Source organism: Streptomyces sp. NPDC028910 (assembly GCF_055564955.1).
Map to the genome: position 1 here is coordinate 157,994 of NZ_JBVHVF010000015.1, position 26,347 is coordinate 184,340.

General features: G+C 71.2%; 24 protein-coding genes and 3 pseudogenes. 18 read left to right on the top strand and 9 right to left on the bottom strand.

Annotated features, from left to right (window positions below; translation table 11 throughout):
- Positions 1-13 precede the first annotated feature (13 nt).
- Together ACZ4TV_RS19900 and ACZ4TV_RS19905 are read left to right on the top strand one after the other, a co-directional pair.
- Positions 14-1,208, top strand: a pseudogene (locus ACZ4TV_RS19900) (glycosyltransferase).
- Between the two features lie 63 nt (positions 1,209-1,271).
- Positions 1,272-1,940, top strand: a complete 669-nt coding sequence (locus ACZ4TV_RS19905) for an HAD family hydrolase (protein WP_468135991.1) — start codon at positions 1,272-1,274, stop codon at positions 1,938-1,940.
- Positions 1,941-2,081: 141 nt separating this feature from the next.
- Here ACZ4TV_RS19905 and ACZ4TV_RS19910 read toward each other — a convergent pair whose 3' ends face one another.
- Positions 2,082-2,738 carry a ScbR family autoregulator-binding transcription factor gene (locus ACZ4TV_RS19910; RefSeq protein ID WP_468135992.1) on the bottom strand — a complete coding sequence of 219 codons (657 nt, stop codon included), beginning with the start codon at positions 2,736-2,738 and terminating at the stop codon, positions 2,082-2,084.
- 837 nt (positions 2,739-3,575) lie between these two features.
- On the opposite strand from ACZ4TV_RS19910, the gene ACZ4TV_RS19915 reads away from it, so the two are divergent.
- The 4 genes from ACZ4TV_RS19915 (at position 3,576) to ACZ4TV_RS19930 (ending at position 9,984) form a co-directional block, all read left to right on the top strand.
- On the top strand, positions 3,576-3,815 hold the full coding sequence (locus ACZ4TV_RS19915; protein WP_468135993.1) for a hypothetical protein: 240 nt from the start codon (positions 3,576-3,578) through the stop codon (positions 3,813-3,815).
- Positions 3,816-3,936: 121 nt separating this feature from the next.
- A complete protein-coding gene (locus ACZ4TV_RS19920) occupies positions 3,937-4,740 on the top strand; it encodes a hypothetical protein (RefSeq protein WP_468135994.1) in 804 nt (267 codons plus the stop codon).
- The gene (locus ACZ4TV_RS19925) at positions 4,737-7,025 is read left to right on the top strand and encodes an NHLP family bacteriocin export ABC transporter peptidase/permease/ATPase subunit (protein WP_468135995.1); all 2,289 of its coding nucleotides are present in this window, start codon (positions 4,737-4,739) and stop codon (positions 7,023-7,025) included. Before ACZ4TV_RS19920 ends, ACZ4TV_RS19925 begins: the two co-directional genes overlap by 4 nt.
- Before the next feature lies 1 nt (position 7,026).
- Positions 7,027-9,984 (top strand): NHLP bacteriocin export ABC transporter permease/ATPase subunit, encoded by a 2,958-nt coding sequence (locus ACZ4TV_RS19930; RefSeq protein ID WP_468135996.1) that lies wholly within the window; start codon positions 7,027-7,029, stop codon positions 9,982-9,984.
- 46 nt (positions 9,985-10,030) lie between these two features.
- Here ACZ4TV_RS19930 and ACZ4TV_RS19935 read toward each other — a convergent pair whose 3' ends face one another.
- A complete protein-coding gene (locus tag ACZ4TV_RS19935; protein ID WP_468135997.1) occupies positions 10,031-10,417 on the bottom strand; it encodes a VOC family protein in 387 nt (128 codons plus the stop codon).
- A 119-nt stretch (positions 10,418-10,536) separates the two neighbouring features.
- Here ACZ4TV_RS19935 and ACZ4TV_RS19940 point away from each other — a divergent pair, with 119 nt between their 5' ends.
- Positions 10,537-10,830: an acylphosphatase gene (locus ACZ4TV_RS19940; protein WP_468135998.1), complete on the top strand. Its 294-nt coding sequence runs from the start codon at positions 10,537-10,539 to the stop codon at positions 10,828-10,830.
- Between the two features lie 158 nt (positions 10,831-10,988).
- Here ACZ4TV_RS19940 and ACZ4TV_RS19945 read toward each other — a convergent pair whose 3' ends face one another.
- The 4 genes and pseudogenes from ACZ4TV_RS19945 to thpR form a co-directional block, all read right to left on the bottom strand.
- A complete protein-coding gene (locus ACZ4TV_RS19945; RefSeq protein ID WP_468136018.1) occupies positions 10,989-12,197 on the bottom strand; it encodes an FUSC family protein in 1,209 nt (402 codons plus the stop codon).
- Between the two features lie 165 nt (positions 12,198-12,362).
- A pseudogene (locus ACZ4TV_RS19950) lies at positions 12,363-12,675 on the bottom strand (sigma-70 family RNA polymerase sigma factor family protein); the annotation flags it as partial.
- Between the two features lie 9 nt (positions 12,676-12,684).
- Positions 12,685-12,880, bottom strand: a pseudogene (locus tag ACZ4TV_RS19955) (carboxymuconolactone decarboxylase family protein); the annotation flags it as partial.
- A gap of 56 nt (positions 12,881-12,936) precedes the next feature.
- Positions 12,937-13,557 (bottom strand): RNA 2',3'-cyclic phosphodiesterase, encoded by a 621-nt coding sequence (gene thpR, locus ACZ4TV_RS19960; protein ID WP_468135999.1) that lies wholly within the window; start codon positions 13,555-13,557, stop codon positions 12,937-12,939.
- 194 nt (positions 13,558-13,751) lie between these two features.
- Here thpR and ACZ4TV_RS19965 point away from each other — a divergent pair, with 194 nt between their 5' ends.
- From ACZ4TV_RS19965 to ACZ4TV_RS19975, 3 genes are all read left to right on the top strand, one after another.
- Positions 13,752-13,994 (top strand): hypothetical protein, encoded by a 243-nt coding sequence (locus ACZ4TV_RS19965; RefSeq protein ID WP_468136000.1) that lies wholly within the window; start codon positions 13,752-13,754, stop codon positions 13,992-13,994.
- Positions 13,995-14,873: 879 nt separating this feature from the next.
- Positions 14,874-16,865: a DUF6777 domain-containing protein gene (locus tag ACZ4TV_RS19970; RefSeq protein ID WP_468136019.1), complete on the top strand. Its 1,992-nt coding sequence runs from the start codon at positions 14,874-14,876 to the stop codon at positions 16,863-16,865.
- A 350-nt stretch (positions 16,866-17,215) separates the two neighbouring features.
- Positions 17,216-17,668, top strand: a complete 453-nt coding sequence (locus ACZ4TV_RS19975; RefSeq protein ID WP_468136001.1) for an iron chaperone — start codon at positions 17,216-17,218, stop codon at positions 17,666-17,668.
- Between the two features lie 410 nt (positions 17,669-18,078).
- On the opposite strand, the gene ACZ4TV_RS19980 is transcribed toward ACZ4TV_RS19975, so the two are convergent.
- The 3 genes from ACZ4TV_RS19980 to ACZ4TV_RS19990 all read right to left on the bottom strand — a co-directional run bounded on the left by ACZ4TV_RS19980 (position 18,079) and on the right by ACZ4TV_RS19990 (position 21,661).
- Positions 18,079-19,176 carry an alpha/beta hydrolase gene (locus ACZ4TV_RS19980; protein ID WP_468136002.1) on the bottom strand — a complete coding sequence of 366 codons (1,098 nt, stop codon included), beginning with the start codon at positions 19,174-19,176 and terminating at the stop codon, positions 18,079-18,081.
- Between the two features lie 192 nt (positions 19,177-19,368).
- Positions 19,369-19,761 carry a hypothetical protein gene (locus ACZ4TV_RS19985; RefSeq protein ID WP_468136003.1) on the bottom strand — a complete coding sequence of 131 codons (393 nt, stop codon included), beginning with the start codon at positions 19,759-19,761 and terminating at the stop codon, positions 19,369-19,371.
- A gap of 130 nt (positions 19,762-19,891) precedes the next feature.
- Positions 19,892-21,661: a serine/threonine protein kinase gene (locus ACZ4TV_RS19990; protein WP_468136004.1), complete on the bottom strand. Its 1,770-nt coding sequence runs from the start codon at positions 21,659-21,661 to the stop codon at positions 19,892-19,894.
- 326 nt (positions 21,662-21,987) lie between these two features.
- Between ACZ4TV_RS19990 and ACZ4TV_RS19995 the strand changes: the two genes are divergently transcribed.
- From ACZ4TV_RS19995 to ACZ4TV_RS20030, 8 genes are all read left to right on the top strand, one after another.
- Complete coding sequence (locus tag ACZ4TV_RS19995) at positions 21,988-22,737, top strand: dioxygenase family protein (RefSeq protein ID WP_468136005.1); 750 nt, start codon at positions 21,988-21,990, stop codon at positions 22,735-22,737.
- A gap of 120 nt (positions 22,738-22,857) precedes the next feature.
- A complete protein-coding gene (locus ACZ4TV_RS20000; protein WP_468136006.1) occupies positions 22,858-23,679 on the top strand; it encodes a lipase family protein in 822 nt (273 codons plus the stop codon).
- An 81-nt stretch (positions 23,680-23,760) separates the two neighbouring features.
- Positions 23,761-23,973 carry a hypothetical protein gene (locus ACZ4TV_RS20005; RefSeq protein WP_468136007.1) on the top strand — a complete coding sequence of 71 codons (213 nt, stop codon included), beginning with the start codon at positions 23,761-23,763 and terminating at the stop codon, positions 23,971-23,973.
- Between the two features lie 258 nt (positions 23,974-24,231).
- A complete protein-coding gene (locus ACZ4TV_RS20010) occupies positions 24,232-24,492 on the top strand; it encodes a hypothetical protein (protein ID WP_468136008.1) in 261 nt (86 codons plus the stop codon).
- A gap of 66 nt (positions 24,493-24,558) precedes the next feature.
- Positions 24,559-24,873, top strand: coding sequence for a hypothetical protein (locus ACZ4TV_RS20015; RefSeq protein WP_468136009.1), 315 nt, complete (start codon positions 24,559-24,561; stop codon positions 24,871-24,873).
- 13 nt (positions 24,874-24,886) lie between these two features.
- Positions 24,887-25,081, top strand: a complete 195-nt coding sequence (locus tag ACZ4TV_RS20020; RefSeq protein ID WP_468136010.1) for a DUF1918 domain-containing protein — start codon at positions 24,887-24,889, stop codon at positions 25,079-25,081.
- A gap of 264 nt (positions 25,082-25,345) precedes the next feature.
- Positions 25,346-25,909, top strand: coding sequence for an RNA polymerase sigma factor (locus tag ACZ4TV_RS20025; protein ID WP_468136011.1), 564 nt, complete (start codon positions 25,346-25,348; stop codon positions 25,907-25,909).
- On the top strand, positions 25,899-26,186 hold the full coding sequence (locus tag ACZ4TV_RS20030) for a hypothetical protein (RefSeq protein WP_468136012.1): 288 nt from the start codon (positions 25,899-25,901) through the stop codon (positions 26,184-26,186). Before ACZ4TV_RS20025 ends, ACZ4TV_RS20030 begins: the two co-directional genes overlap by 11 nt.
- Positions 26,187-26,347: the final 161 nt, after the last annotated feature.

Consider the following 26,347-nt stretch of genomic DNA (forward strand, 5'->3'; position numbering starts at 1 on the left):
GGACGTCCAACCGATGGCGGGACTCGCGGTGCGGTTGCGGGGACTCGGCGCGGAGGTGCGGATCTGCGCGCCGCCGGACGAGGAGTTCGCGAAGCTGCTGGCCGGTGTCGGCGTGGAACTGGTGCCGGCCGCAGAGCCGATACGCACGGTGGTCACCGGGGGCACGGCGCCTCCGTCGACCGAGGCCTGCCCCAGCGCGCGGCCGCGTTGGTCGCCGAGCAGTACGAGGCGGTCGCCGCGGCGGCCGAGGGATGTGACGCGGTGGTGGCGACCGGCCTGGTCCCGGCCGTGGCCGCGGCGCGGTCGGTGGCCGAGCAGCTGGGCCTGCCCTTCGTGTACGTGAGCTACTTCCCGACCATGCTGCCGTCGCCGCACCACGCGCCGCACCCGCTGCCGCTCTGGCCGTTCCCCGCGGACATGACCGACAACCGGGAGCTGTGGGAGCTGAACGCCCGCAGCTTCAACGGGCTGTACGGCCCGGGGATCAACGCTCACCGGGTGTCGATCGGTCAGCCGCCGGTGGACGACGTCCGCAGCCACGTCTTCACCGACCGGCCGTGGCTGGCGGCTGATCCGGTCCTGGGGCCGTGGCCGGAGCCGGCGGACCTCGGCGTCGTACAGACCGGCGTGTGGATCCTGCCGGACGAACGGCCGCTCCCGGCCGAGTTGGTGGCGTTCCTGGATGCCGGCGAACCGCCGGTGTACGTGGGCTTCGGCAGCATGCCCATGCGCGAGTCGAAGGACGTCGCCCAGGTGGCCGTCGCGGCGGTGCGCGCGCAGGGCCGCCGCGTACTCCTCTCCCGCGGCTGGGCCGACCCGGGCCTGATCGACGACCAGGACGACTGCTTCGCCGTGGGCGAGGTCGACCACCAGGCTCTGTTCGGCCGGGTGGCCGCCGTCGTGCACCACGGCGGCGCGGGCACCACGACGACGGCCGCCCGGGCCGGCGCGGCCCAGGTGGTGGTACCGCAGTTCGTGGACCAGCCGTACTGGGCCGGCCGGGTGGCCGAGTGGGGCATCGGCGCGGCACACGACGGTCCGACTCCGACCTTCGAGTCCCTGTCGGCCGCGCTCAGGACGGCCTGTCCCCTGAGACCCGCGCACGTGCGAGGGCCGTTGCCGGAACGATCCGCACCGACGGAACGACGGTGGCCGCGAAGCTGCTGCTCGACGAGCTCAGCCGGGAAAGGCGGCCAGTGAACGACTGAACGCCGTCCTTGGGTGCTGTTCCGCGAACTGGCTGCGCGGGAGCCTGATGGCATGATGAGGGAGTGATAGGCGAATCGGCTCGGCTCGGAGCCAAGAAGTGCGTCCTCTTTGATGTCGACGGCACGCTGATCGATGCCGTCGACAACCAGCGCCGGGTGTGGCGGGTGTGGGCCCAGCGCTACGGGCTGGACCCCGATGAGGTCTACCAGGTGGCCTTGCGGACGCGGCCGTTGGAAACCTTCGCGCAGGTCGCTCCGGACCGCGATCCGCAGGAGTGCCTGGCCCTGCTGCATGAGCTGGAGGACGAGGACGTGCGGTCCGGTGTGTACGCGGCGTTCGACGGTGCCTCTGAGCTCCTTCGGGCTCTGCCGCCCGGGGCGTGGGCGCTGGTGACCTCCAACTACGAGCACCGGGTGCTGGGACGCTTCGCGCGGACCGGCCTGCCGGCCCCCGAGGTCATCGTGGACGCCGCCTCCGTGGAGGAGGGCAAGCCCTCGCCGGTCCCTTATCTGCTGGCCGCCAAGAGGCTCGGTGTCGAGCCGCAGGACTGCCTGGTCATCGAGGACGCTCCTTCCGGTGTCCGGTCCGGGCTGCGTGCGGGCATGACGGTGTGGGGCGTCAACGCCGCCGTCGCGGTGGACGGCGTGCACCGTCACTTCGGGACTCTGAACGAAGCGGCCGGCGCCATCCTCGACTTCACCTCGGTGGCGGTTTCATCGGCTGAAGGCTGAAGGCCGCTCTCTGAGCCGCCGCGGGGCACCAGGGTGGCGGCTTTGGTGTTCCGGCTGTGGGGGCAGGGCGGTCTCGGTCACGCCGTGGCGAGCACCGCCGTGGTTCGCCACGGCGTGTGCGAGGCCGCCCTGGGTGCGTTGTCAGTTGGTCGGGGTCGGTGTGGTGGCTTCGGCGTGGTGCTGGGGCGAGCCCGCGGGGTGGAAGTGGGGGATGCGGTGTGGGGGAACGATGGCGGGGAGGAGGAGGTTCCACAAGTCGGTCACTCGGGTGTGCAGGTCCTCGCGGCGCGTGCGGACGTGTGAGGTGACCTGGATGCCGGTGAAGGATCCGACCAGGAGGGTCGACAGGGCGTGGATGTCGAGCGTCGGGTGTATGTCGCCGTGTTCCTGGGCCGGTCTCAGACAGCTGAGGCAGGTGTCGATCCAGGTGTCGTAGGGGGTGGGGTCGGGTTTGGTGAAGGAGCCGAACTCGATGACCAGGCGGATGCCGGCGCGTATGCGGACGTTGGTGCGTAGTCCGTGGGCCATCTGGTGGGTGAGGTCGATGACGGTCTGGAGGCCCGGGTTCTCGAGGGCGGGGACGTTCTCGGAGACCTGGAACTGCTCGTCCATCAGGGTGCGGGCGAGCGCTTCCTTGGACGGGAAGTGGAAGTAGAGGGCGCCTTTGGTGACTCCGGCGTGTTTGACGACGTCGCTGAGGCTGGTGCCGTCGAATCCGCTGTGGTCGAAGGCGATGGCCGCGCCGTCGAGGATGGCCTGCCGAGTGATCTCGGCCCGTTCCTGTCTGGCCCTCGCCACGTACTCGTCCCCTCCGGTTGTCGCCCGTGAGCGCTGTCCCGCTGCGATGCGTCGTCAATGTAGTCGGGCAACCCGAAAGAAAACCAGTCGACAGGTACTTTTTTGTGGGGGTGGGGGAGTGGTTTGAGGCTTGTGGGGCTTGTTGAGTCGTTTCTTCTTGGGCGGCAAGGAGGGTTTGCGGAGCAACGGCGCTGAACAGACCGGGAGTTGGGATGTGGTCCCGCGGTTGTCGCCATGGGTGTCGCAGGCCTCTTCGACGCCCCGGCCGGTTGACGGCTTCCCCCACGGCGCCGGGGCCAACTGCGCACCTTTACCCGTACTTCCTGCCCTCCCGAGCCCCCCAGGTTCCGCCGGGCGCCGACATCACCACGGAGGCGGCAGCCCGTTGACGCCTGTCCCGTCACGTACGCCTTTGCCGCCCCGCCCCGCTGCGGCGCGAGCGCGCACCGGGCGTGACGGGCGCGTCACCACCCGCGCCTTTCGAAAACCTGCACATCGTGTGCGCGATCGGGCCGTCCCGCCCCGCCGACCCCGCGGTATGTCGGATATGCCCCATCCGATTGATGCAGGTTTGCCCCATTTCGTTCCGTGTAAGCAGGGGGCGGCCCGTATCTGTTACTCGATCTTGTGAAGAAGTCGTCACTATTCGGTGAATGAAGCTGCACGCTCGTCGTCAGAGGTGGCCGTCTGCCCGTGATGGGGCGTCAACGGGATTGGGCGAGTAGCCCGTTCGCGTGCTTTCATCTTGCGCACCGCGGCAGTCAAGAATGGCGGCCGAGTTCTGGGCTGCCCAGCCTCCGCGGATATGAATTCCTCCCCTAATGAAAGGTGCGCGTCATGCGTAACGACATCGAGACCCGTGAGATCGCCGACACCGAGCTGGACGCCGTCTCCGGCGGCATCATCAGCGTGAACGGCGGCCTGGCCGGCGCCCTGACCAGCGATGCCAGCAGCGTCGTCGGCCTCGTCGGCTCCCTCGACACCGTCCAGGCCGCACAGGGCATCGCCTCCAGCGTCCCCGGCCTGGTCTCCGGCATCAGCGGCGTTTCGGTGAACACCGGTCGCGCCGGTCTCTGATCGGGATATCCCCATGAACCCCGGAGCGTGCTCCACAGCTCCGGGGTTCATGGCTGCCCGCCCAACCCGACCGACAACACCGCGTGCCCGACCGATACGAATGCAGTTGAAGGAATAGCCCGTGCAGTTTCGCCAAAAGGCCCTTTCCAAGCTGCAATCGCCCGAAGAACTCGACTTGCCCGTGGGCTTCGCGCGCCCCCAAGGGCGGCTCGTCCTGGCCGTCACGGTCATCGCCATGGCCGCCGCCGGCTTCTGGGCCTTCACCGGCACCGTGACCTCCAAGCTGAGCGCACCCGGGATCCTCACCCATCCCGAAGGCAGTTACGTGCTGCAGAGCCCGGTCGCGGGACAGGTGACCGGGGTCCTCGCTGAGGAGGGCCAACTGCTGGCCCCCGGTGCGCCCCTGCTCAACGTCCGTACGGAGCAGGGTGACCGCCCCGTGCGCGTGGTGGCCGGCGGCCGGTTGACGACCTTGGTCGCCAAGGTGGGTTCGGTCGTCGCGACCGGCGCGGACGTGGCGACCGTGGAACGTGTGAAGAATCCGGAGGACCCGTTGGTGGCCGTGCTGTACGTGACCGGCGGCAGCGGCTCGGCGATCGCCGTGGGCGCCCAGGTCGACCTGAGCGTCCAGTCGGTGCCCCAGCACCAGTACGGCGTGCTGCGCGGCCGCGTCAAGGCGGTCGGCCGCGCGCCCCAGACGCAGGCCCAGATCAGCGGCTTCCTCGGCGACAGCGGGCTGGCCGAACAGTTCTCCCGCCGCGGCAACCCGGTCGCGGTGCTCGTACAACTGGAGCGCTCGAAGGCCCAGTCCGGCTACCGGTGGTCCTCCGCGGACGGGCCCCCGTACGCCATCGACTCGATGACGCCGGTCACCGGCGCCGTCCACCTCGCCGCGCGGCTCCCCGTCGACTGGCTGCTGCCATGACCGCGCCGAAGACCGGAGCACCTCGCCGCGCACCACAGCTCCCGCCCCCCGGACGCCGGCGCCACCGCCCCGAGCCCAAGGGCGGCACGCGCCGCAGGTCCGCGCACGCACCCAGGGCCCCCAAGGGCAGGACGCCCCGCCCGGTACGCACCCCCACCGTGCTGCAGATGGAGGCGGTGGAGTGCGGCGCCGCCGCCCTGGCCATGGTGCTCGGCCACTACGGCCGCTTCGTCCCCCTCGAAGAACTGCGCATCGCCTGCGGCGTCTCGCGCGACGGTTCCCGCGCCAGCAACCTCCTCAAGGCCGCCCGCGGTTACGGGCTGAAGGCCAAGGGCATGCAGATGGACCTGGCCGCGCTCGCCGAGGTGAGCGCCCCGGCCATCCTCTTCTGGGAGTTCAACCACTACGTCGTCTACGACGGCATGAGCCGCCGATTCGGCCGCAGGGGCGTCTACGTCAACGACCCCGGCAAGGGCCGCCGGTTCGTCCCCATGGACGAGTTCGACACCAGCTTCACCGGTGTCGTGCTCACCCTCGAACCCGGCGACGGTTTCCGCCGCGGCGGCCGCAAGCCCGGCGTCCTGGGCGCCATGCCGGCCCGCCTCCGCGGCACTTCGGGCACCATGGCCGCCGCCGTGATCTCCAGCCTCCTGCTGGTGGCCGTCGGCGCCTCGGTGCCGGCCCTGAGCCGCACGTACATCGACATGTTCCTCATCGGCGAGCAGACCTCCCTGCTGGGGGTGCTGTTCGCGTCGATGGCCGCGGCCCTGGTGCTCACCGCGTCGCTCACCGCGCTCCAGCAGGCCAACCTGCTGCGCGGACGCATCATCTCCTCCACCCTGGGCAGTGCCCGTTTCCTGCGGCACCTGCTCCGACTGCCCGTCACCTTCTACTCCCAGCGCAACCCGGCCGACCTGGTCCAGCGCCTGCAGTCCAACGACGCGGTCGCCGAGACCCTGGCCCGGGACCTGGCCGCCGCCGGCGTGGACGCCGTGGTGGTCGTGCTCTACGCGGTGCTGCTGTGGACGTACGATCCGCAGCTCACCCTCGTCGGCGTGGCTGTAGCGCTGCTCAACGTGGCGGCCATGCGGATCGTGATCCACCTGAGGGCCACCGGCACCCAGAAGCTGCGCGCCGAGAGCGCCCGGCTGACGAACACCTCCTACAGCGGTCTCCAGCTCATCGAGACGATGAAGGCCACGGGCGGCGAGAACGGCTTCTTCCGCCGCTGGGCCGGACAGCACGCGGTCACCCTCGACGTGCAGCAGCGGCTCGGCGTGCCCAGCGCGTGGCTGGCGATCGTCGCGCCCACGCTGGCGGCCTTCAACAGCGCGCTGATCCTGATGATCGGCGGCCTGCGGGCGGTGGAGGGGCACCTGACCGTGGGCCTGCTCGTCGCCTTCCAGGCCCTGGTGACCAGCTTCACCGCGCCGATCTCCCGGCTGGGCGGCGTCGCCGGAAGGATCCAGGACTTCGCGGCCGACGTCGCCCGTCTCAAGGACGTCGAGAACTTTCCCGTCGACCCGGTCTACTCGCGGCGCGAGCCAGCCGCCGGCACCCGCCGCCTCAAGGGCCACGTGGAGCTGGACCAGGTCACCTTCGGCTACAGCCCATTGGACGCCCCCCTGCTCAAGCACTTCTCGCTCTCCGTCGGACCCGGGCAGCAGGTCGCGCTCGTCGGCGGCTCCGGCAGCGGAAAGTCCACCGTCTCCCGGCTGATCTCCGGCCTCTACACACCCTGGGAGGGGGCCATCCGCATCGACGGGATGCGGCTGGAGGACATCCCCCGTGGCGCGCTCGCCGCCTCCGTGTCCTTCGTCGACCAGGACGTCTTCCTCTTCGAAGGCACCGTCCGTGACAACGTCACCCTCTGGGACCCCTCCATCCCGGACGAGGCGGTCATCGCCGCCCTCGAGGACGCCGCCGTGCACGACGTGGTCGCCCGCCGCCCCGGCGGCATCCACAGCCGCGTCGAGCAGGACGGCCGCAACTTCTCCGGCGGCCAGCGCCAGCGCCTGGAGATCGCACGGGCGCTGGTGCGCCGCCCCAGCGTCATGGTCCTCGACGAAGTGACCAGCGCCCTGGACGCGGTGACCGAACAGGTCATTATCGACAACCTGCGCCGCCGCGGCTGCGCCTGCGTGGTCATCGCCCACCGGCTGAGCACCGTGCGCGACAGCGACGAGATCGTCGTGCTCGACCGTGGCACGGTCGTGGAACGCGGCCGGCACGAGCATCTGGTCGCGGCGCAGGGCGCGTACGCCCGACTGGTCAAGGAGCACTGAGGTGACGTACGCGGACCACCCCACCACTGCCCCCGTCCCTGCCACCGCCACCGCCGTACAGCCGGGGGGCAGTGCCCCGGGCCAGGACTCCGACACGGTCCTCGCGGCCCTGGGCGGACTCGGCTCGCCGGTCGACTGCACGGGCCTGCGCAGCCTGTCCCTGGAGGGACCGCTCGTCCTGTGGCTCGTCGTACAGGGGGAGCTGGACCTCTTCGCCGTCGACGCCGCGCAGGCCGGCCACTGGCACTTCCTGGGCCGCCTGGAACCGGGCACGCTGCTGCTGGGCCCGGCGGAGGGCCCTGACCACACCCTGGTCGGCCGGCCCCTCCAGGGGTGTTGGCTGCGCCGCATCGAACTGCGCGAGCTGTACCGCACCGAGTACGCCGATCAGTTCCACGGCGGGCCGTGGTACGCCGATCAAGGGCAGTACGGCCCGGCCGGAGGACAACTGAGCCCCCTCGAGGACGCCTTCGCGCGCGGCATCGGCCGCGGCCTGCGCGTGCTCTACCAGGCACCGCTCGACGGCAGCGCCACCACGGAGCACGGCGGGGCCGACGACGACATCCTGTGGATGCAGATCACCCCCGGCAGCGTGCAGTACGGCGCCGTGTACGAGACGGAGGCGGTCGGCACGCTCCTCGTCGACGCGGCGATGTGGCAGGGAATGGTCGACCAGCAGTACCGGCTGCTGTACGCCCTGGACCGCTGGATCGAACAGCTCGAGCGCGCGCACGAGGACCGTACGGCCGCCGGAATCGAGGCCGGCCGGGCAGCCCGTAACCAGGCGGACCGGACGCTGCTGGCGGCCATCGACCGCTCCCGAAGGAGTTCGCACCGGGGCGCGGGCGCCGACGCTACCTTCGCGGTCTGCCGCCTGGTCGCCGACGCGGCCCGCATCACGCTGTCCGAACCGGGCGAGGCCCCCACCACGTCCGAACAGGTGGACCCCGTCGAACGCATCGCGCTCGCCTCGCGGATCCGCACCCGCACGGTCAGGCTCAGCGGGCGCTGGTGGCGGGAGAACAGCGGTCCGCTGGTGGGCCGGCGCGAGGAGGACGGGACTCCCGTCGCCCTGTTGTGGCGGCGAGGCGGCTACGAGGCGGTCGACCCGGCCAGCGGCACGCGGCAGCGCATCGGCAAGGGCGGTACGGCCGGAGGGGCCGGTGGTGGGGCCGGCGCTGGAGCCGGCCGGGTCGGTGCGGACGCCTTCGAACCGCGCGCCGTCATGCTGTACCGCCCGCTGCCCGACGGGCCGGTGGGCCTGTGGGCGCTGCTCCGTTTCAGCGTCCGCGGCACCCTCCCGGAGCTGCGCAGCCTCATCCTGGGCGGGCTGGTAGCGGTGGTCCTCGGCGCCCTGGTGCCGATCGCCACCGGCCAGGTCCTCGGCCGGTACGTCCCGCAGGCCGAGACCGGCCTCATCGTGCAGACCGGGCTGGCACTGATCGCGACCGGCGCCGTCTCGGCCGCCTTCATGCTGCTGCAGAACACCTCCATCCTGCGCATGGAGGGCCGCATCGAGGCCACCTTGCAACCGGCGGTGTGGGACCGGCTGCTGCGGCTGCCGACGAAGTTCTTCGCCGGCCGCTCCACCGGCGAACTGGCCGGCGCGGCGATGGGCATCAGCGCCATCCGCCGCGTGCTGTCCGGCATCGGCTCGGTCTGCGTGCAGGCGGGCGCGGTCGGTGCGATGAACCTCGTACTGCTGCTGGTCTACAGCGTGCCGCTGGCGATGGCGGCGCTCGCCATGCTCGTCGCCATCGCGGCGGTCTTCCTCGGCCTCGGGCTGTGGCAGCTGCGCTACCAGCGCCGGCTGATCAAGCTCGGCCACCAGCTCAACAACCAGGCCTTCCAAACCCTGCGCGGGCTGCCCAAGCTGCGCGTCGCCGCGGCCGAGAGCTTCGCGTACGCCGCCTGGGCGCGCGAGTTCGCCCGTACCCGCGACCTGCAGCAGCGCATCGGCCGGATCCAGAACGTCATCACGGTCCTCGGCGCGGTCTACCTGCCGCTGTGCACGCTGGTGATGTTCATGCTGCTGGCCGGTCCGGCCCGCGGCGCCATGTCCGCCAGTGAGTTCCTCACCTTCAGCACCGCACTGACGATGCTGCTGTCCTCGGTCACGCAGCTGACCGGCGCGCTCATCTCGGCCGCCGCGGTGCTGCCGATGTTCGAGCAGATCAAGCCGGTCCTGCGGGAGACCGCCGAGGCGGGCCGCTCCAGCACCCGACCGGGCGAGCTGACCGGCGCCATCGAGGCCAAGAACCTGTGCTACCGCTACACCGACGACGGCCCTCTGGTCCTCGACGACATCAACGTCCGGATCCGGCAGGGCGAGTTCGTCGCGATCGTCGGGGCCAGCGGCTGCGGCAAGTCCACCCTGCTCCGCCTGCTCATCGGCTTCGACAAGCCGGCTTCCGGCAGCGTGCTCTACGACGGCCAGGACCTGGCGGCGCTGGACCAGGCGGCCGTACGCCGCCAGTGCGGCGTCGTCCTGCAGAACGCCCAGCCCTTCACCGGATCGATCCTCGACTGCATCTGCGGCGCGGGGACCTTCTCGCTGGAGCAGGCGTGGGAAGCCGCCGCGATGGCGGGCCTGGCGCAGGACATCAAGGCCATGCCGATGGGCATGCACACCATGCTCTCCGACGGCGGCGGCACCGTCTCGGGCGGCCAGCGCCAACGGCTGATGATCGCCCAGGCCCTCATCCGCAAGCCGCGCATCCTGTTCTTCGACGAGGCCACCAGCGCGCTGGACAACGAAGCCCAGCGCGTGGTCATCGAATCCACCCGCACCTTGTGGGCCACCCGCATCGTGATCGCCCACCGGCTGTCCACGATCATGGACGCCGACCGGGTGATCGCCATGTCGGACGGCCGCGTCGTCCAGCAGGGCCCACCCGCCGAACTGCTCGCCGACACGGCCGGCCTCTTCCACGATCTGGTCCGCCGCCAGCTGCGCTGACGGGGCGTCAGCGCCCGTGCTTCGGGGACCGGCCCGCGGGCGCCGTTCAGGGGCGAAAGCGCAACGGGTGGTCCGCCGGCACCTCCACCACGGCGATCTGTACGCCGTCGGGGTCGGCGATCCACATCTCGATCAGGCCCCAGGGCTCGCGCTGCGGGGGCCGCAGCACTTCGGCGCCACGGCTGCGCAGTTCCTCGTACGCCGCCTGCACGTCCGCGACCTGGAGCCACAGCCGTAGCCCGGGCGCGGGCGGGGCCTCGGCGCGGCCCGACACCTCGAGGAAGCCGCCGCCGAGGAAGTAGACCGTGCCGCGCTCGGGGCCGGTGCCGAACTCGCGGTAGACGGCGAGCCCGAGCGTGTCGCCGTAGAAGACGCGCGAGCGCTCGGGGTCCGTGGGACTCAGCAGCATCCTGCTGCCCAACACATGCACCATGACCCCACCCTCCCTCACGCGGGCGCGCCGAGCGGATCACCGGGCCGGATGACGTCGCCGACACACCTGCCGGAGACAGGGCGCGCAAGTCGGGGCACACCGGGCCTTATGGTCGGAGCATGGTACGCAAGCGCGTGATCGTATCGGGGACCGTGCAGGGAGTGTTCTTCCGGGACACCTGCCGCAGTGAGGCACTGGCCCAGGGGGTGTCGGGCTGGGTACGGAACCTGCCCGGCGGCGATGTCGAGGCGCTGTTCGAAGGGGGCGAGGGCGCCGTCGAGGCGATGGTGCGGTGGGCGCGTACGGGGCCGGCGGCGGCCGAGGTCCGCGCCGTCGAGGTCCGTGAGGAGACGGCCGCGCCGGAGGAACTGAACGGGTTCGAGGTACGGCCCACTCCCCGGGACGCGGGCTGAGCCCGGTCCGCGTGAGGTGCGGCGCGGCGCGGCCGGGCGGGCCCCGGCAGTGATGGAGTCGCGGTGGCGCCGGGCGCCCCGTCCCGGCCGGGCCGCCCGGTCGGCCCCCACCGTCTGCGGCTGCTCCGGATGACCCCTGGATCCGTGACCCGGTCTCACTACGACGGCAGCCCCCGATCGGGGCGGCGCCGGCGCAGGCGCTCACGCAGGCCCGTGCGCCGGCTGCGGGCGTGCTGATCGAGCTCCTCCAGCAGGCGCTCCGAGCGCTTGTCCACGCCCAGTTCGTCGAGGACCCGGTCGATCTCCGCGAGCAGCGCGCCCTGCAACTGCCACTGGGCCGCGTCCTCGCCGACGTCGGCGAGCAGGAGGTCTGCGAGCCGGTCGCGGTGCGTCCGCGCCACGGCCAGCTCGCCGGTCAGGCGGGCCTCGGCCTCTTCCGCGTTGGCGCTGACCTGAGCGGTGATCAGCTGGGCGAAGCTCTCCACGGCGACGGCCGTGTGCCTGAGCACCTCCCGTAGCGCGATGGTGGTCTCGGTCGCGAAGAGCGGACCGCCGGGGCGGGCCTTGGCCAGGTCCGTCAGCGTCCGGCAGGCCACGCGGAGCACCACCGCGCAGATCTCCAGGGTGTCCAGGCCCGTCCGGAGCACCAGCCGGAAGAGCAGGCCCTCCTTGACTCGCGGATTGAGGCGCAGGCTGTCCTCGGCCTGCCGGAGGGCCGCGTCGACCTGCGCGATGTCGTTGTCGAGCCGGCGCGCCTCGTGCAGACGGGCCGCGGCCTGCTCCACCTTGACGATGCCGAGGGATTCCTCGCCGAGGTGGTTCAGGAGCCGGCTCATCCGCGTGGCGAGGTCGGTGATCGCGGCACTGGCCGGGCCGACCCAGACGGGCGGCGCGACGAACAGGTTGACCAGCAGTCCGACCACCGCGCCGATCAGCGTCTCCAGGACCCGGTCCCAGGCGGTGTTCGCGACTTGGGTGACGCCGAGGACGAGCATCGCGCTGATCGCGACCTCCGGGACGAACTCGTCGACCCGGACCAGGTGCCCCACCACCAGGGAGGCCAGGATGAGCAGGCCGAGGCTCCACCAGGTCAGGCCCACCAGCACGCTGAAAGCGATCGCGATCAGAACGCCGACGACGACGGAGTTCACCCTCCGGATGCTGGTGGTCAACGTGGAGTAGAGGGTGACCTGGACGACGAGCAGCGCGGTCAGCGGTGCGGTCAGTGGGTTCGGCTCGCTGCTGAGGCGTAGTGCGACGACGTAGCTGATGACGGCCGCCGCGGTGGACCGCACGGCTTGGACGGCGACCGGCTCGCGACGGCGGTGAGCGATGCGGGTGGCGAGGCTGCTGATCATTTCCGGCATACCTGCGCGCATTCCCCTGGCGGAGCCGGGTGACGCGGTATGGGCGGTTTTCGACACCCCGGCGCAGGCGAAGCACACGGGCGGGCCGCACCCGGGCGCGGCCGGGGCCTCGTGCACGGGAAGGGGAAGGGGAAGGGGAACGCCCACGGAGGGTGAGCGTTCCCCTGGGCCAACGTGCCCGAGCTTCTCGGGGTTGATCACCGAGCGGATCGTCTGGATCTGCCCGATGTGCCGGCGTCGCGGTCGCGGAAGATCGCGCCCGGCGGACCGTTGACCTCGTGCGGCTCGAACATCACGTCGATCCGGGCCAGCTAGGGGAAGACGGCGGCGAGCAGTTCCCGCAGGCCGGCCACATCGCCTTCGCGGAAGCGTCGAAGAACCGCGACGCCAGCTCCTCCCGCTCTTCGCGGACCGCTTCGAAGCGCGGCCGCCCGGCCTCCATATGCCGCCGCGCCCGCACCAGCAGCTGCCGGCACGCCCCCGTGGTGAGCTGCTCCTCGTCGTAGTACTTGGCGGCGTACGCCCACACCTCGTCGCCGACCCCACCGGGCCGCATCCGCGACCCGGGTTCCGTCCTCCGCCAGCGCCAGCGCCAGCGCGGCACGCTCGGCCTCGGTGAAGACCGTGGCCTCCCGCCACGCCGCCACCAGGTGCAGCCGCACCGCGGTCTCGCCCGCAGCGGCGAGTCCTTGAGCGCCTTGCCCGCCGTCATGAAGTACTTGAGGACCTTGCCGGCGGGTTAGTGGCTGCCGTCGAAGTTCCAGGCTTCGATGTCGCGGTAGCGGATCGGCCCCGGGCCGCGGCCGACATTGCTGCCGACCAGGTGCAGGCGTTCGGCCTGCCATCGGCGGCCGGTGAACGCGGTCAGTCCGGCGGCGGCCTCCACCGCGCAGGACAGATCGCCCCGGCGGGCCCGGGCCAGTGTCAGATGGGGACGCAGGGGCCGGTCCGCGAAGGTGACACCGCACTCCTTGACCACGGCGCGCACCTCGGTGGCGAGCAGGTGCAGCCCGTCCAGGTCGCCGTCGATACCGCTCCACAGCACCCGCTCGCCGAAGTGGCCGCCGCCGCGCAGTGCCAGTTGTATGGGCGGGCGTGTCGCCGCGAGGTCCGCGAGCGGCGGCCGCAGCAGTGGAACGGTCGCAGCCGGGACCTCACCGAGGAACGCGAGGGTGACGTGCCAGTCCTCGATGCGGTTCCACCGCATGTCCGGGTACGCGTCGTAGGCGGGCCTCAGTTCCCGCGCCAGCTCCTCCTTCGCGTCGTCGGGCGGGGCGAGGGCGATGAACACGCGAAGGGTCGGGGCCTGAATCTGTTCGTTCACGTAGGACTTCGTACCTGCCTTGGATGACTTAGTCATCATTCTGTTCCGTACTGCCGATGCGGCAGAGCCATGGCCGCGGAGCTGTCAAGCCCCGGATTTCAGTGGCGTGACCCGATGTCTCCTGCCGGGGCTCAATAGAAGCAGAAGCTGACACCGAGCAGCGGCGCAGCGAGAGCCTACGAATCCAAAGAGACCGACCCTCCTCTCTACGTATTCTCAAGGAGAACTCCATGTCCCACACCCACGGCCTCTCGCTCCTCAGGGCCGCCATGGCTGTCGGAGCCGTACGCGTATCCCCCAACGCATCCGCCATCTCCACCACGACGACCTCCCGCGACACCGCCACGGCGGCGGCCCCGAAGCCCGACCCGCCCGCGCTCCCGCCGGTGGTCGCCAGGCGTCCACGACGCGCCCAGGAGGTGAGCGTGACCGCCTGGTGCCGGATGGCTCGGAAGCGACATCAGGTGAGGTGAGAAGCCCACTCATACGGAACGTGGTGACTGGACCGCGTGCCGATGCGGGCACGGTCCAGGTCGGGCCGGATCCGGATCCGGATTATGGATCCGGATCCGGCCCGGCGCGCGCGGCCACGGCCACCTCGACCCGCCCGCAGCTCCCTCATCCTCGGCCGCGGTGACCACCAGGGCCGGCCGAGAACGGCACGGGCCTGTTCGGCCCGCTCTTCGACGTCCCTCCCCGGCCACTGTCTGCCGGGGTCTTCCAGCGGCTCCGGCCGCTTCTGGTACGGAGCCGGCAGCGTGGCTCGTCGCCGATGTGAACCGGTTGTGGATCGTGGACGGGACCTGATCCCGGTCCGTGGCCGGCAGGCCGGCGCGTCGAGCCACCAGCACCCCTTCTTAGAGCGCGGGCAATTCCGCGCAGCAGCCAGCCTGTTGCCTGTCAAGTCCCGAAAATTCGCGACATGACGAGGCCCGAGGCCAGGGGCTTACTCAAGACCTGGGCTCACGCACACAGGTGGCCCCACCCGCGGAATTTCCATGGATTCGCCTCCAGGACGTGGAGGCGTCAACGGTGAGAAGGAGTGAGCACATGCGAGTCGCCATCATTTTCCTGGTGACCTACTTCGGGGGGAGAGTGTCGTGAGTTCCGTGCCTCCTTCCTCCGAGCGCCCTACCGGCCCTCCGCCCGGTCCACTGTCCGGCGCGGGGTCGCATGAACAACCGCCGCCGCCAGGGCCACCACCGCCACCAGGGACTTCGCCCCCGCCGGGGCCTGCCGTTCCGCCAGCCGGGAAGGGCGGGCCGGGTCACCGGTGGCGTTCGCGCAGAACCGTGCTGAGCGCCAGTGCAGCGGTGGTCGTCGCGACGACGGTGGTCCTCAGCTTCACCGTCATGGGCGGGAGCACCGCCGTCGGCGGAGAGGTCTTCCTTCAGGGCGCCTCGACGGCCGGGCCCGATCCGTTCACCCCCACGACGGCCGAGGAGCCCGGGCACGCCGCAGTCCCGCCCAAGCACGGCACGAGCGGTCCCCGCACCCTCGAGGTCGACGGTGCGTACCCGGGGTTGTACGGGGGCACGCGGAACGTCGCGAGCTGCGACGTCGAGAAGCAGATCAAGTTCCTCACTCAGCACGCGGACAAGGGGAAGGCCTTCGCCACCTCCCTGAGCATCCGGCCACCCGACATCACCTCCTACCTACGCTCGCTGACGCCCGTTCGGCTGGGCTGGGACACCCGGGTCACCAACTACGGGTACAAGAACAACGCCCCCACCAGCTACCAGGCGATCCTGCAGGCCGGCACGTCCGTCCTGGTCGACGACAGAGGCGTACCTCGCGTCCGCTGCGCCTGCGGCAACCCTCTGGCCCCGCCCGTCGCCGTCAAGGGCACGCAGACGTACAACGGCAACCAGTGGTCGTCCTTCCGGTCCTCCGACCTCGTTGCGGTCAGACCCGCCGAGAAGCCGGTGAAGGCCGTCACGGTCTTCGACCCGGACCGCAGGGAATGGTACGAGCGCCCGAGCGCAGCCGTGCCAGGCAGGCACGACCACGAGGTCCCTCCCCCGAAGGGCCAAACACCCGACTCCCCGTACCCGGTCCTGCCCCCGGCCCAACCGGCATCGGCGGACACACCCCCTGACCAGGAGACCGACAGGAACGCAGTCAAGGACCCGGGCCAGGACCAGGGCCAAGGTCAGGGTCAGGGACAGGACCCCGGGAAGGGCCAAGGCCAGGGCCAGGGCGAAGGCCAGGGCCAGGGTCAGGGTCAGGGTCAGGGTCCCGGGAAGGGCCAGGGTCAGGGGAGTGGCCAAGGCCAAGGCCAAGGCCAGGGCCACGGCCAGGACCCCGCGAAGGGCCAGGGTGAGGGGAAGGGCCAAGGCCAGGGCCAAGGCCAAGGCCAAGGCCAAGGCCAAGGCCAGGGCCAGGGCCAGGACCCCGCGAAGGGCCAGGGTGAGGGGAAGGGCCAAGGCCAGGGCGAAGGCCAAGGCCAGGGCCAGGGCCAGGGTCAAGGTCAGGGTCAGGGCCAGGGCCAGGGGCAGGGCCAAGGTCAGGGCCAGGGCCCGGGGAAGGGTGAGGGTGAGGGGAAGGGCCAGGGCCAGGGGCAAGGCCAAGGCCAAGGTCAGGGCCAGGGTCAGGGCCAAGGTGAGGGCCAGGACCCGGGGAAGGGCGAGGGTGAGGGGAAGGGCCAGGGCCAGGGGCAAGGCCAAGGTCAGGGCCAGGGCCAAGGTCAGGGCCAGGACCCGGGGAAGGGCGAGGGTGAGGGGAAGGGCCAGGGCCAGGGGCAAGGCCAAGGTCAGGGCCAGGGCCAGGGCCAAGGTCAGGGCCAGGACCCGGGGAAGGGCCAGGGCGAGGGTGAGGGGAAGGGCCAAGGTCAGGGCCAGGGCCAGGGCCAAGGTCAGGGCCAGGACCCGGGGAAGGGCCAGGGTCAGGGTGAGGGAAAGGGCCAAGGCCAGGGCCAGGGCGAAGGCCAGGGCCAGGGCCAGGGCCAGGACCCAGGGAAGGGCCAGGGTCAGGGCGAGGGCCAGGGCCAGGGCCAGGACCCGGGGAAGGGCCAGGGTCAGGGCGAAGGCCAGGGCCAGGGCCAGGGCCAGGACCCAGGGAAGGGCCAGGGTCAGGGCGAGGGAAAGGGCGAAGGCCAGGGCCAGGGCCAGGACCCCGGGAAGGGCCAGGGCCAGGAACCAGGTAAGGGTGAGGGCCAGGGTCAGGGACAGGGACAGGGCGAAAGCGAGGGGAAGGGCCAAGGCCAAGGCCATGACCAAGGTCAGGGGCAGGGCCAAGGGAAGGGGCAGGAATCGGGGAAGGGTCACGGCCAGGGGCAGCAGACGGGGAAGGGGCAGGGCCCCGTCTCGGGCAACGTGCCGGGTAGCGAGAAGCAGGCCGGGTGATTCGGCGGTCCGGGGGGCCGGGGGGACGAGCTCCGGCCCCGCCAGCTCGCATGGTGCCCCGGCCTCCGCCTGCGGAGGGTCTCTCGCCGAAGTGGCTGAGGTCCGGAACGCCAGGCCGGCGATGGGCGGAGCCAAGCGCGCAGCGCCGGCTGGCCAACACGCCCCCTCGGCCGCACGCCGTACCGACGTGGCCGGCTCGCGCTTGTGACTGAGCGCGCTACGTGGCCTGGCTGGACAGATGCAGCGCTCGTTCTCCCCAACGCGACGCGGTAACTGATGAAGTGTCGGTGGCTCGGGATAAGGTCCCTTCACCATCACGCACATCAAGGTCCGCACGGGGGAGATCTGCCATGAGCAGCGCTGAAAGCAGCACGCACGAGGGATTCACGGCCGAGGAGCGGGCCGCGATGAAGGACCACGCCCAAGAGCTGAAAACGGCCGCGCGCCGCAGGTCGCGCGCGGACAAGGCGGCGGAGGCGGAGCGCGACGTGCTCGCGAAGATCGCCGAGATGCAGGAATCCGACCGGATCATGGCCGAGCGCGTCCATGCCGTCATCACAGCGAGCGCCCCGGTTCTCGAGCCGAAGCTCTGGTACGGGATGCCCGCCTACGCACTCGACGGCAAGGTCGTCTGTTTCTTCCAGAGCGCGGAGAAGTTCAAGGCGCGCTACGCGACGCTCGGGTTCAGCGACCAGGCGAAGCTGGACGAGGGCACGATGTGGGCGGCCGGTTTCGCCCTGACCGAGGTGACGGCCGAGGTGGAGGCGCGGATCGGCGCACTCGTCAAGCAGGCGGTGAGCTGAGGCGCGCGCGCCTGGTCAACCGCTCGGCGGCCTGGCGCACGTGTTGTCCGAGGGCATCGGCGGCATCGGCGGCATCGGGGGAGCGCCGACGCTCGATGCCGTCACCCCCGGCTTTGCCTCTGGGGGAGTCGGTACGGAAGGCCCCGCCCGGCAACCGGGCGGGGCCGTCCGCTCCGCCTGTGGCGCCCCAGGCCGCACGGCAACTCGCCCAGCCCTAGGCGATCATGCACGCCGGCACCTGCTCCGCAGTCCGCTCGGAGTGGTGGCTCAGTGCCGCACCGGTGTGCCCGGACAGCCGGCCCCGATCACGCCGGTCGGATGCGCCGGAGCGGCCCGTCGCCTCGGACGCTTCACTTCCCCGGTGGTGTACGGAACACGGCCCGGGCACTCTTTCGCTCCTCCGCGCCTCCTCAACCGCTGGTGCCGGTGGGCACGTTATCCACGCCCGGCCGTGATGGTGCTCCCTGAACACGACCACCCCTCGTGCCGGATTGCGCGAGGAGGCGCCGGAGCCAGCGGGTACGGGCGTCGCGTGCCTCCTGGCTGATGGCCGCCTGCGGTGCCAGGCTGTCGAAGCCGTGGCAGGCGCCGGGCCATACATGCAGTTCAGCCTGGCCACCGGCTTGCCAGATCGCGTTCGCGTAGGCCACGCCCTCGTCGCGGAACATCTCGGCCGAACCGACGTCGACGTAGGCCGGGGGGAGTCCGGAAAGGTCCGTGGCGCGGGAGGGCGCCGCGTAGGCCGGCAGGTCCGCGGCACCGTGACGGTCACCGAGCAGCGCCTTCCACACGGTCGCGTGCGAGGTGAGGTCCCACACGTCCAGGCCCGTCATCTGGTGACTGGAGACGGTGCCGCAGCGGTCGTCGAGCATCGGGGACAGCAGCAGTTGCCCCAGCGCCCCCGGACCGCCGCGGTCACGGGCGAGCAGGGCGAGGGCCGCGGCGAGCCCGCCGCCGGCGCTCTTGCCCCCGACGATGATGCGGTCCGCGTCGATGTCCAGTTCGGCCGCGTGACCGGCGGCCCAGAGGAGTCCGGCGTAGCAGTCCTCCAGCGGCGCCGGGTACTGCGCATGCGGCGCCAGCCGGTACTCGACCGAGATCACAGCCAGTCCCAGCGGGAGGGCCCACTCGCGAAGGATCCGTGGAAGCACGGACCACGCGTTGCCCATGATCATGGCGCCGCCGTGCATGTAGTAGAGCAGAGGCAGCGGCCCGACGAGCCCGGATGGCCGCGCGCTCACGAGCGTGACGTCCGGTCCGTCCGACCATCCGGGCACACAGAACTCCGCCACCTCGAAACGGCCGTCGGCGCGAAGGTCCTCGGCCGTCGGCCTGGGCCGCGCCGCGGCGTCCCGCTCCTGCCGGGCCGCGAGATTGTCCGGGGTGACCGGCTCCCTCGACTCCTGGCCCAAGGCCGTCAGAACGAGAGCCACTTCGGGGTCGAAGGGAGGTACTGCCGCCGGTGTCGGGACACGGCCGGACTCGGACGGCGCGCGGCCGACGCTCATGACCCACCCCCCGGTCGCCGGAGGGCGGGATACCGCCCGGCATCCCCGCCGACACAGCTCGGCCGCACACACCTGCACCCGGGGAACACTCCTCAGACCCATACGGCGCAGCCAATCACACCGTCCACCGGCACCGCTGCCCGGACCACAGGCCAACCTCAAGCGAACGGCGCCGCACGATCGGCCATGGCCTCACACGGACGTGAAGAGGCCCTCCGGTACGTCGTCGAGGATGAACCCGTTGTCGAAGCGGACGCGAACCGTGACGGAGGGCCCCTTCTCCTGATAGTCGATCCACTCCGGCTCCAGGGAGCTGATCTGTTCTTCCAACTGCCTCTTGCTTTCCGCGGGCATGTCGCGGCCGAAGGCATCGAGAAGAGACTTGAGCCGCACGTACTCGCGGACCCCCTCGCTTTCGTGTCGGTGCTCGGCCACCCGCTCGACGATGCCCTCGGTGCCCGCCGCAAGAGACAGGGATCCTCCGAAAGCCACCGTGGGCGTCGAGGAGCCGTCCGTCATCGCAACCGAATCGATCAGTCCCGTGTCCGTCGCCAGTTGTACCCGCTGGCCTTCTATCAGCGTCATTGCTTCTTCATCTCTCAGATCGGTGCATGCTGCTCGCCCCTGGACCGGCCGCTTGTCACGGTGCCCGGGGCTGGGCCGGTACAGGGTGATGCCAGTATCGGTGCCGGTCGGTCCTTGCGACGCACGCCCCTCAGGCGGGCTCTTCGCGTTTCCACACCTTGGCGAAGGCTTCCAGGTAGTCGTCCTGGCCGTCCGCGATGTCGGTGACCACCAGCACCAGGAGCACGTCCGAGGAGACGCGCACACATATCTGGTCGCCGATGCCCCACTCGGCGTTCTTGACGAGGGTCCCGTAGTCGGAGGTCCACTTCTCGGAGAGGCAGTCGCTGTTCACGTCGGAGTCCTCCTCCTTCAGCAGCAGGATGTCCTCCCCCGCGAGGTCCCAGTTCTTGCGCAGGTCCAGGTCGAAACCGTCCCCCGGCTCCGCGTCCTTGAAGTCGGAGGCGTTGAGGCCGTAGCCGGTGGGCAGTTGGATGTCCGCGTCGTCGGCCAGGAACCAGTCGTCGAACGGGTCGGTGGTCTGCGGCGTCGGCTCGGGCGTCGTTTCGCTGTCGGTCGGCTCCGGTGTCGTCTCCGTGTCCGAGGGGGTGTCCGAAGGAGTGTCCGAAGGGGTGTCCGAAGGGGTGTCGCCGTTGTCGTCCAGGGATACGTACTTCCGGTCCGGCTTCTTCCCGGGCTCGTAGGCCGTGTACGCCAGAGCCCCGATCGACGCGGCCACCACCACCACGGCGGCGGCAGCCAGGAAGGGCGCCGTTCGGATCCGCGTCCGCGTCCGGATCGGCGCTCGGCCCCCCGCCGGGTCCGTTCCGCCGGTGGGCGGGGTGACGGGCGGCTCAACGGGGGGCTCCGGCGAGCCGCCCGGGTCGACCGTCGCCGGGGCGGTCAACTGGTCGGCGAACTCCGCAGCCGCGGGCGCGGGGTCCACCCGCGTCGGCGCGTACCGCGCGGGGGCGGCCGCCAGCGCGGGGTCGGAGTCCACCTCCAGGGCCGAAGAGGCGCGCGCGAGCAGGCTGTTCGCGACGGCGGGCGGCAGCCACCCCGAACCGTCGGGCCGCGCGCCGCCCGACCCATCCGGCCCGCCCGACCCATCCGCCCCACCGGCCCCGCCCGACAGCTCCGCCACCAGGGCATCCAGGGACGGCCGCTGCGCCGGATCCTTGGCCAGGCAGCGTCGTACGAGGTCCAGCGCGACCCCCGACAGGGCCTCCAGCCGCGGCTCGGAGTGCACGACCCGGTAGAGCAGCGCGGGAGTCGCGCCGGTCCCGAAGGGGCTCTCGCCGCTCAGGGCGAAGGCCAGTACCGCCCCGAACGAGAACACGTCGGAGGCGGCACCGACCGTGCCCCCGCCCGCCTGCTCCGGCGACATGAAGCCCGGCGATCCTACGGTCATCCCGGTCCGGGTCAGGGCGCTCGCTTCGGTGGCCCGCGAGATGCCGAAGTCGATCACCCGGGGCCCGTCGGGGCCGAGCAGCACGTTCGAAGGCTTCAGGTCCCGGTGCACCAGCCCGGCAGAGTGCACCGCCGACAGGGCCGCCGCCAGACCGCGGGCCAGGGCCAGCGCCGAGGCCTCGGGGAACGGCCCATGTTCGGCCACCGCCTCGGCGAGCGACATCCCGGGTACGAACACGGTGCTCAGCCATGGTGTCGGATCGTCCACGCCGGCATCGAGGACCTGGGCGGTGAACCTCCCGTCCACCGCCCGCGCGGCCGCGACCTCGCGGGCGAACCGCTGTCTGAACTCCGGATCCCGGGCCAGCTCCGGATGCACCACCTTCACGGCCACGTTCCGCCCGCCGGGCGTACGGGCCAGGTAGACCCGCCCCATGCCCCCGCTGCCGAGCCGCGCAACCACGTGGTACGGCCCCACCCGTACCGGGTCACCCGGTATCAACGCTTCCACTTGGCCCCCCGAGTAGCGCCTGGCTTGGCTGGATTCTAGTGACGCGCCCATGGTCATGTGGGCCTTTGCCGGTCTCGTCGCGCACCGCCCGCCGCCCGCCGCCCGTACGAGCCGGCGTGCCCGCGACACGACCGCCGACCGGCGCAACGCGGACGGGGGACGCGGGGGAGGAGGGGCCCGCGGGGCGCGCGTCCCTAGGGTGATCTTCTCTGTCGACCGGGTGAGCGAGCGTGTCGTCCGTGGCCGGTTTACTCCGGTTCCGGCACGGTGGTCGCGGCCGTCCGCAGGCGGCGGCCCGAGGACCGAAGTACTGTGAGGGGCTGCGCATGGCCGAGAACGAAACCTCCCCCGCCAGCCGCCGTGCGGTGCTGCTGGCCGCCGGGTCGGCCGCGGTCGGCGCCCTGACCGCGGCCTGCGGCCCTCCCGCCGTAGCGGTGCGCAAGGCGCCGCAGCAGACGTCCCAGCCGACGTCCCCGCCTACCGGCCCGACGTCCCCGGCAACCGGCCCGACGTCCCCGCCTCCCGGAACCCCCACCCCCGGCTGTGTCCTCACCACGGAGTGGGGCACCGGACCGTACTACCTGGACCTCGACCGGGTCCGGTCGGACATCACGGACGGCCGCGAAGGCGTGCCGTTGCGCCTGGACCTGACGGTGGTCCGGGTTTCCGAGGGATGCCGGCCGCTCAAGGGCGCCGCCGTCGACGTGTGGCAAGCCGACGCCCAAGGCGAATATTCGAGCGGCCAGGACGTGTTCCTGCGCGGTACGCAGGTCACCGACAGTGCGGGCAAGTGCGTCTTCCGCACGATCGTGCCCGGCTGGTACGCGGGACTGGCCCCGCACATCCACTTCAAGGTGCATCGCCCCGACACCCGTACCGAGACCTCGTCGCAGCTCTTCTTCCCCGAGGACCTGCTGCGGCGGGTCTACGCCAAGCAGCCCTACGCGCGCCGCCCGATGCCGGAGCACCCCAACGGCCGGGACAGCCGCTACCGGGACTCCGGAACCGCCCTGACCCTGGGCCCCGTACCCGACGGCGCCGGCTACCGAGCCGCGTACACCGTGGGCATCGACTGAGCCGTGCGGCCTGCCCCTGTCCGGGCGGCGCCGGGGCGCGCCAATGACGCGCCCGTACGCCAATCCCTCCCGCGCCCTTGCCGGGGGGCGGGATCCGACCGCTTCTGAGAGGAACCCCCTGTGCCCGCACCTTCGGTGATCGACCACCACGCCAAGGACTACAGCCTCGCCCACGCCTACAGCCTCGCTCAGGTGGCGGACCTCGCCTACAAGCGAGAGTCCGTCATCGAAGAGAGGGCCCGGCAGTGGGGATTCGACGAGGTCCGCCATCACCACACCCGGTTCAGCCCGCCGTTCCCGCTGCAGGACACCCAGGCCTTCACCATGGCCAGCGATGAAATGATCATCATCGCGTTCCGGGGGACGGAGCCGGCGCAGATCCGTGACTGGCTCTCGGACGCCACGACCCCGCCGTGGCCGGGTCCGGCGAAGACCGGCTACATCCACTACGGATTCGGCGAAGCCCTCGAATCCGTCTACCCGGACGTGAAGGAGGCCATCGCCGAATTCCACACCGACGGGCAGAGCGTGTGGCTGACCGGTCACAGCCTCGGCGGCGCCCTCGCCATGCTCGCCGGCGCCCGCCTCCACCTGGAAGAGCCCAGGCTCACCGTGAACGGCGTCTGCACCTTCGGCCAGCCCCGCACCTGCGACCGCCTCCTCGCCGCGGCGTGCAACAAGGGCCTGGCCAAGCGCATCCACCGGTTCGTCAACAACAACGACATCGTCCCCCAGCTGCCGCCGGAGCCGGCCTACACCCACGTCGACACCCTGCGCTACATCGACGCCTCCGGGAAGGTCCGTGACTCCATGACGCTGCTGGGCGGGCTGGCGGACCGCGCCAAGGGGCTGACGGCCGACCCGTTCGCCCCGGGCAGCGACGGGGTGCGCGACCACTCGATCGGGAAGTACATCGCGGCACTGAAGAGCAGTCTCACCTGACTGACTGCCCTGTAGGGATGCTCAGGACCCACCACCACGGGCGCGCGGTCCGCGCGGCCACGGACCACGAAGGACGTATCCATGGACACCGATTCCCTGACGCGGTTCCTCAAGGCCCTCGCGCCGGCCAGACGAGAGGAAGTGCAGCAGCTGCCCCGCGACAAGCAGGAGGACATGGCCGCCCGATGGGAGAAGCGCCTCAGCGACGACGTGTCCCTCCTGACCCTGAGCGAACTCGACCCGCACACCGCGGAGAGCCGCGCGGCCGAGGACGTCGTCAAGGAATCCCTCTGAGTGACTGAACCGTCGAATATCGGCCACTTGTTCGACTTTCAATCAATCTCGTCGTAAGTCGGACAATCGCCCGGTTCCGGTGGGAAGCTCTGCCGACGGGGCGAGGTGCGCGACGGTGCGCAGCCGCGTAGGGGAGGTCTCATGTCTGGACCGTTGTTGCGAAAGGCCCGTGGAGTGCTGGCGGGCTCACTGATGACAGCCGCGATCGTCGGACTCGGCGCCGCACCGGCGAGTGCGTGGACAGGGGGGAACGTCTGGGTGAACTTCGGCACGTGGAACTGTCCGGCCGGCGGCTCGGTCGTGGGTGTGTACTGGGCCGTGGACGCCTATTCCAGCGGTCCGGCGACCGGCGACTGGGGTGACAACGTCATCTATCCGCGCGTCCGCGTGGGATCCGGCGCGCACAACACCCTCAGCTACCAGACCATGTGCAAGAAGTGGGGCTGGTACACCTACCGCGGCGTCGTGGGGCAGCGCAGCCTGACGCCGTACAAGTCGGGGCTGAGCTACTGGTACTAGTCCAGACCCGTGGTCGGCGGCGGTGTCCGGTGAGGCGCCGGACACCGCCGCCGACTGCCGCGCCGCATGACGGACCGGCCGGGGCCCTGCGGCCCCCCTCCGGCCCCTCCGGGGCCCGCCTGCTCGTACGACCGGGGCCTGGAGGTGCGGTGGGCCCGGACAGCCGAGGGCGCCTGCGCGGCCCTGCGTACCGAGGCCGGCCTGACGGCCGCCGTGGTGGCGTGGGACTTGCCGTCCGAGACCGGCGCGGCCGTCGACCGCGGGGTGCTCACCCGGGGGAACTTCTTGGTCAAGTGGTGGTGCACGGGCGGCGTTCGGGTGACGCGGGGCATAGCGGAGGGCCGGGCCGGGTACCTCGGCGAGGGCCGTCACTGCTACTGAACGGAGGCGCGGGATGCAAGCGAGTGTGGGTGACCGGATCGTGGTGCACGGGCGGATCGTGGGGCAACACGACCGGACGGCGGAAGTCATCGAGGTGCTGGGAGAGAACGGCGGTCCGCCTTACCGGGTCCGGTTCGAGGACGGACACGAGACCCTCATGAGCCCCGGCCCCGACAGCGTGGTGCGGCACTTCCCGGAAGAGGAATAGCCGCGGCCCGCACGGTGCGCAGGCGCTACAGCCGCAGAAAAACGCACCCGGTCGGGCCCCCCGCGGGCGGCCCGACCACAGCCGCCTGAGAAGACACACAGATCACGGTGAATCCTCTGGCGGGGCTCGCGTCTCTTATACATGTGCGGACGACAGTGTCGGCACATGAATCGGAGGTTGTCGTGATCATTGGTGCCGTCGTTGTCGCGGCTGTGCTGGTCTGTACGTGCAGTGTCGTCATGCTGCGCCGGCGTGGGCGTTCACGTGGCTGACGTCACGTGGCCGGGCGAACAGGTGATCGCTGCGGCGCGGGAGGGCGATGCCCGGGCGGCAGCCGCTCTGGTATCCGGCTCGCATCCTCATGTGCAGCGGTTCGCACGCTCCTTGTGCGCCTCCCCGCAGGACGCCGAGGACGCCGCCCAGGAAGCTCTGATCATCCTCTATCGCAAGATCGGCATGCTGCGGACCTCCGGCGCGCTGGCGTCCTGGATGTTCCGCATCGTGCGCAACGAGTGTCTTCGACGGTCACGGTCGATGCTGCGCGACGACGGACCCCTTCCGGACACCGTCGTGCCGTCGTCCGAGGACGAGGCGTTGCGCCGTCTCGAAGTCGACCGTGTCGCCGCGGCGATCGCGGCGCTTCCCGCCGACCAGCGCCGTGTGCTGATCATGCGGGACATTCAGGGGTACAGCGGTCGCGCGGTCGCCGAGTCGCTCGGTCTCAGCACCGCGGCGATGAAGTCGCGGTTGCACCGCGCCCGCGCAACGGTGCGACAGGCGCTGCAGGTTCCCCCGATCCGGTCCCCGCGAGGCGACCATGACCACTGACCAGAAGAACTTCGCCAGCACATCGCTGCCCCGGCACCTGGTCCGCGGTGCGGTGGGATTCGGCGCGTTGACCGTCTCGGTCCTGGGCATTGCGGTCCTCGGGCTCGGCAGCCTGCTGCTCGCACCGGTGGGGCTGCTCGCGCTGCGCGGCTGTCCCGCCTGCTGGACGATCGGGCTGGTACAGACGATCTCCAGGGGCCGGCTGCGGCGTACGTGTGCGGACGGCCGCTGCGAGCTGAGCGTCGTCAAGCAGATCCGGCTGCGGAAGGACGAGTAGTGTCGGCGGGCTGCGGCAGCGGATGGGCCAACCGCGCACGGACGGTGGCGGTGGCACTGGTGGTCGCGGCCCTGCTTCCCGGTGCTGGGGGGGGGGGGGGGGGGGGGTGCCCCCACAACGACGAGCAAACGGCAGACTCCTCCCCACCCAATCCCGCAAGG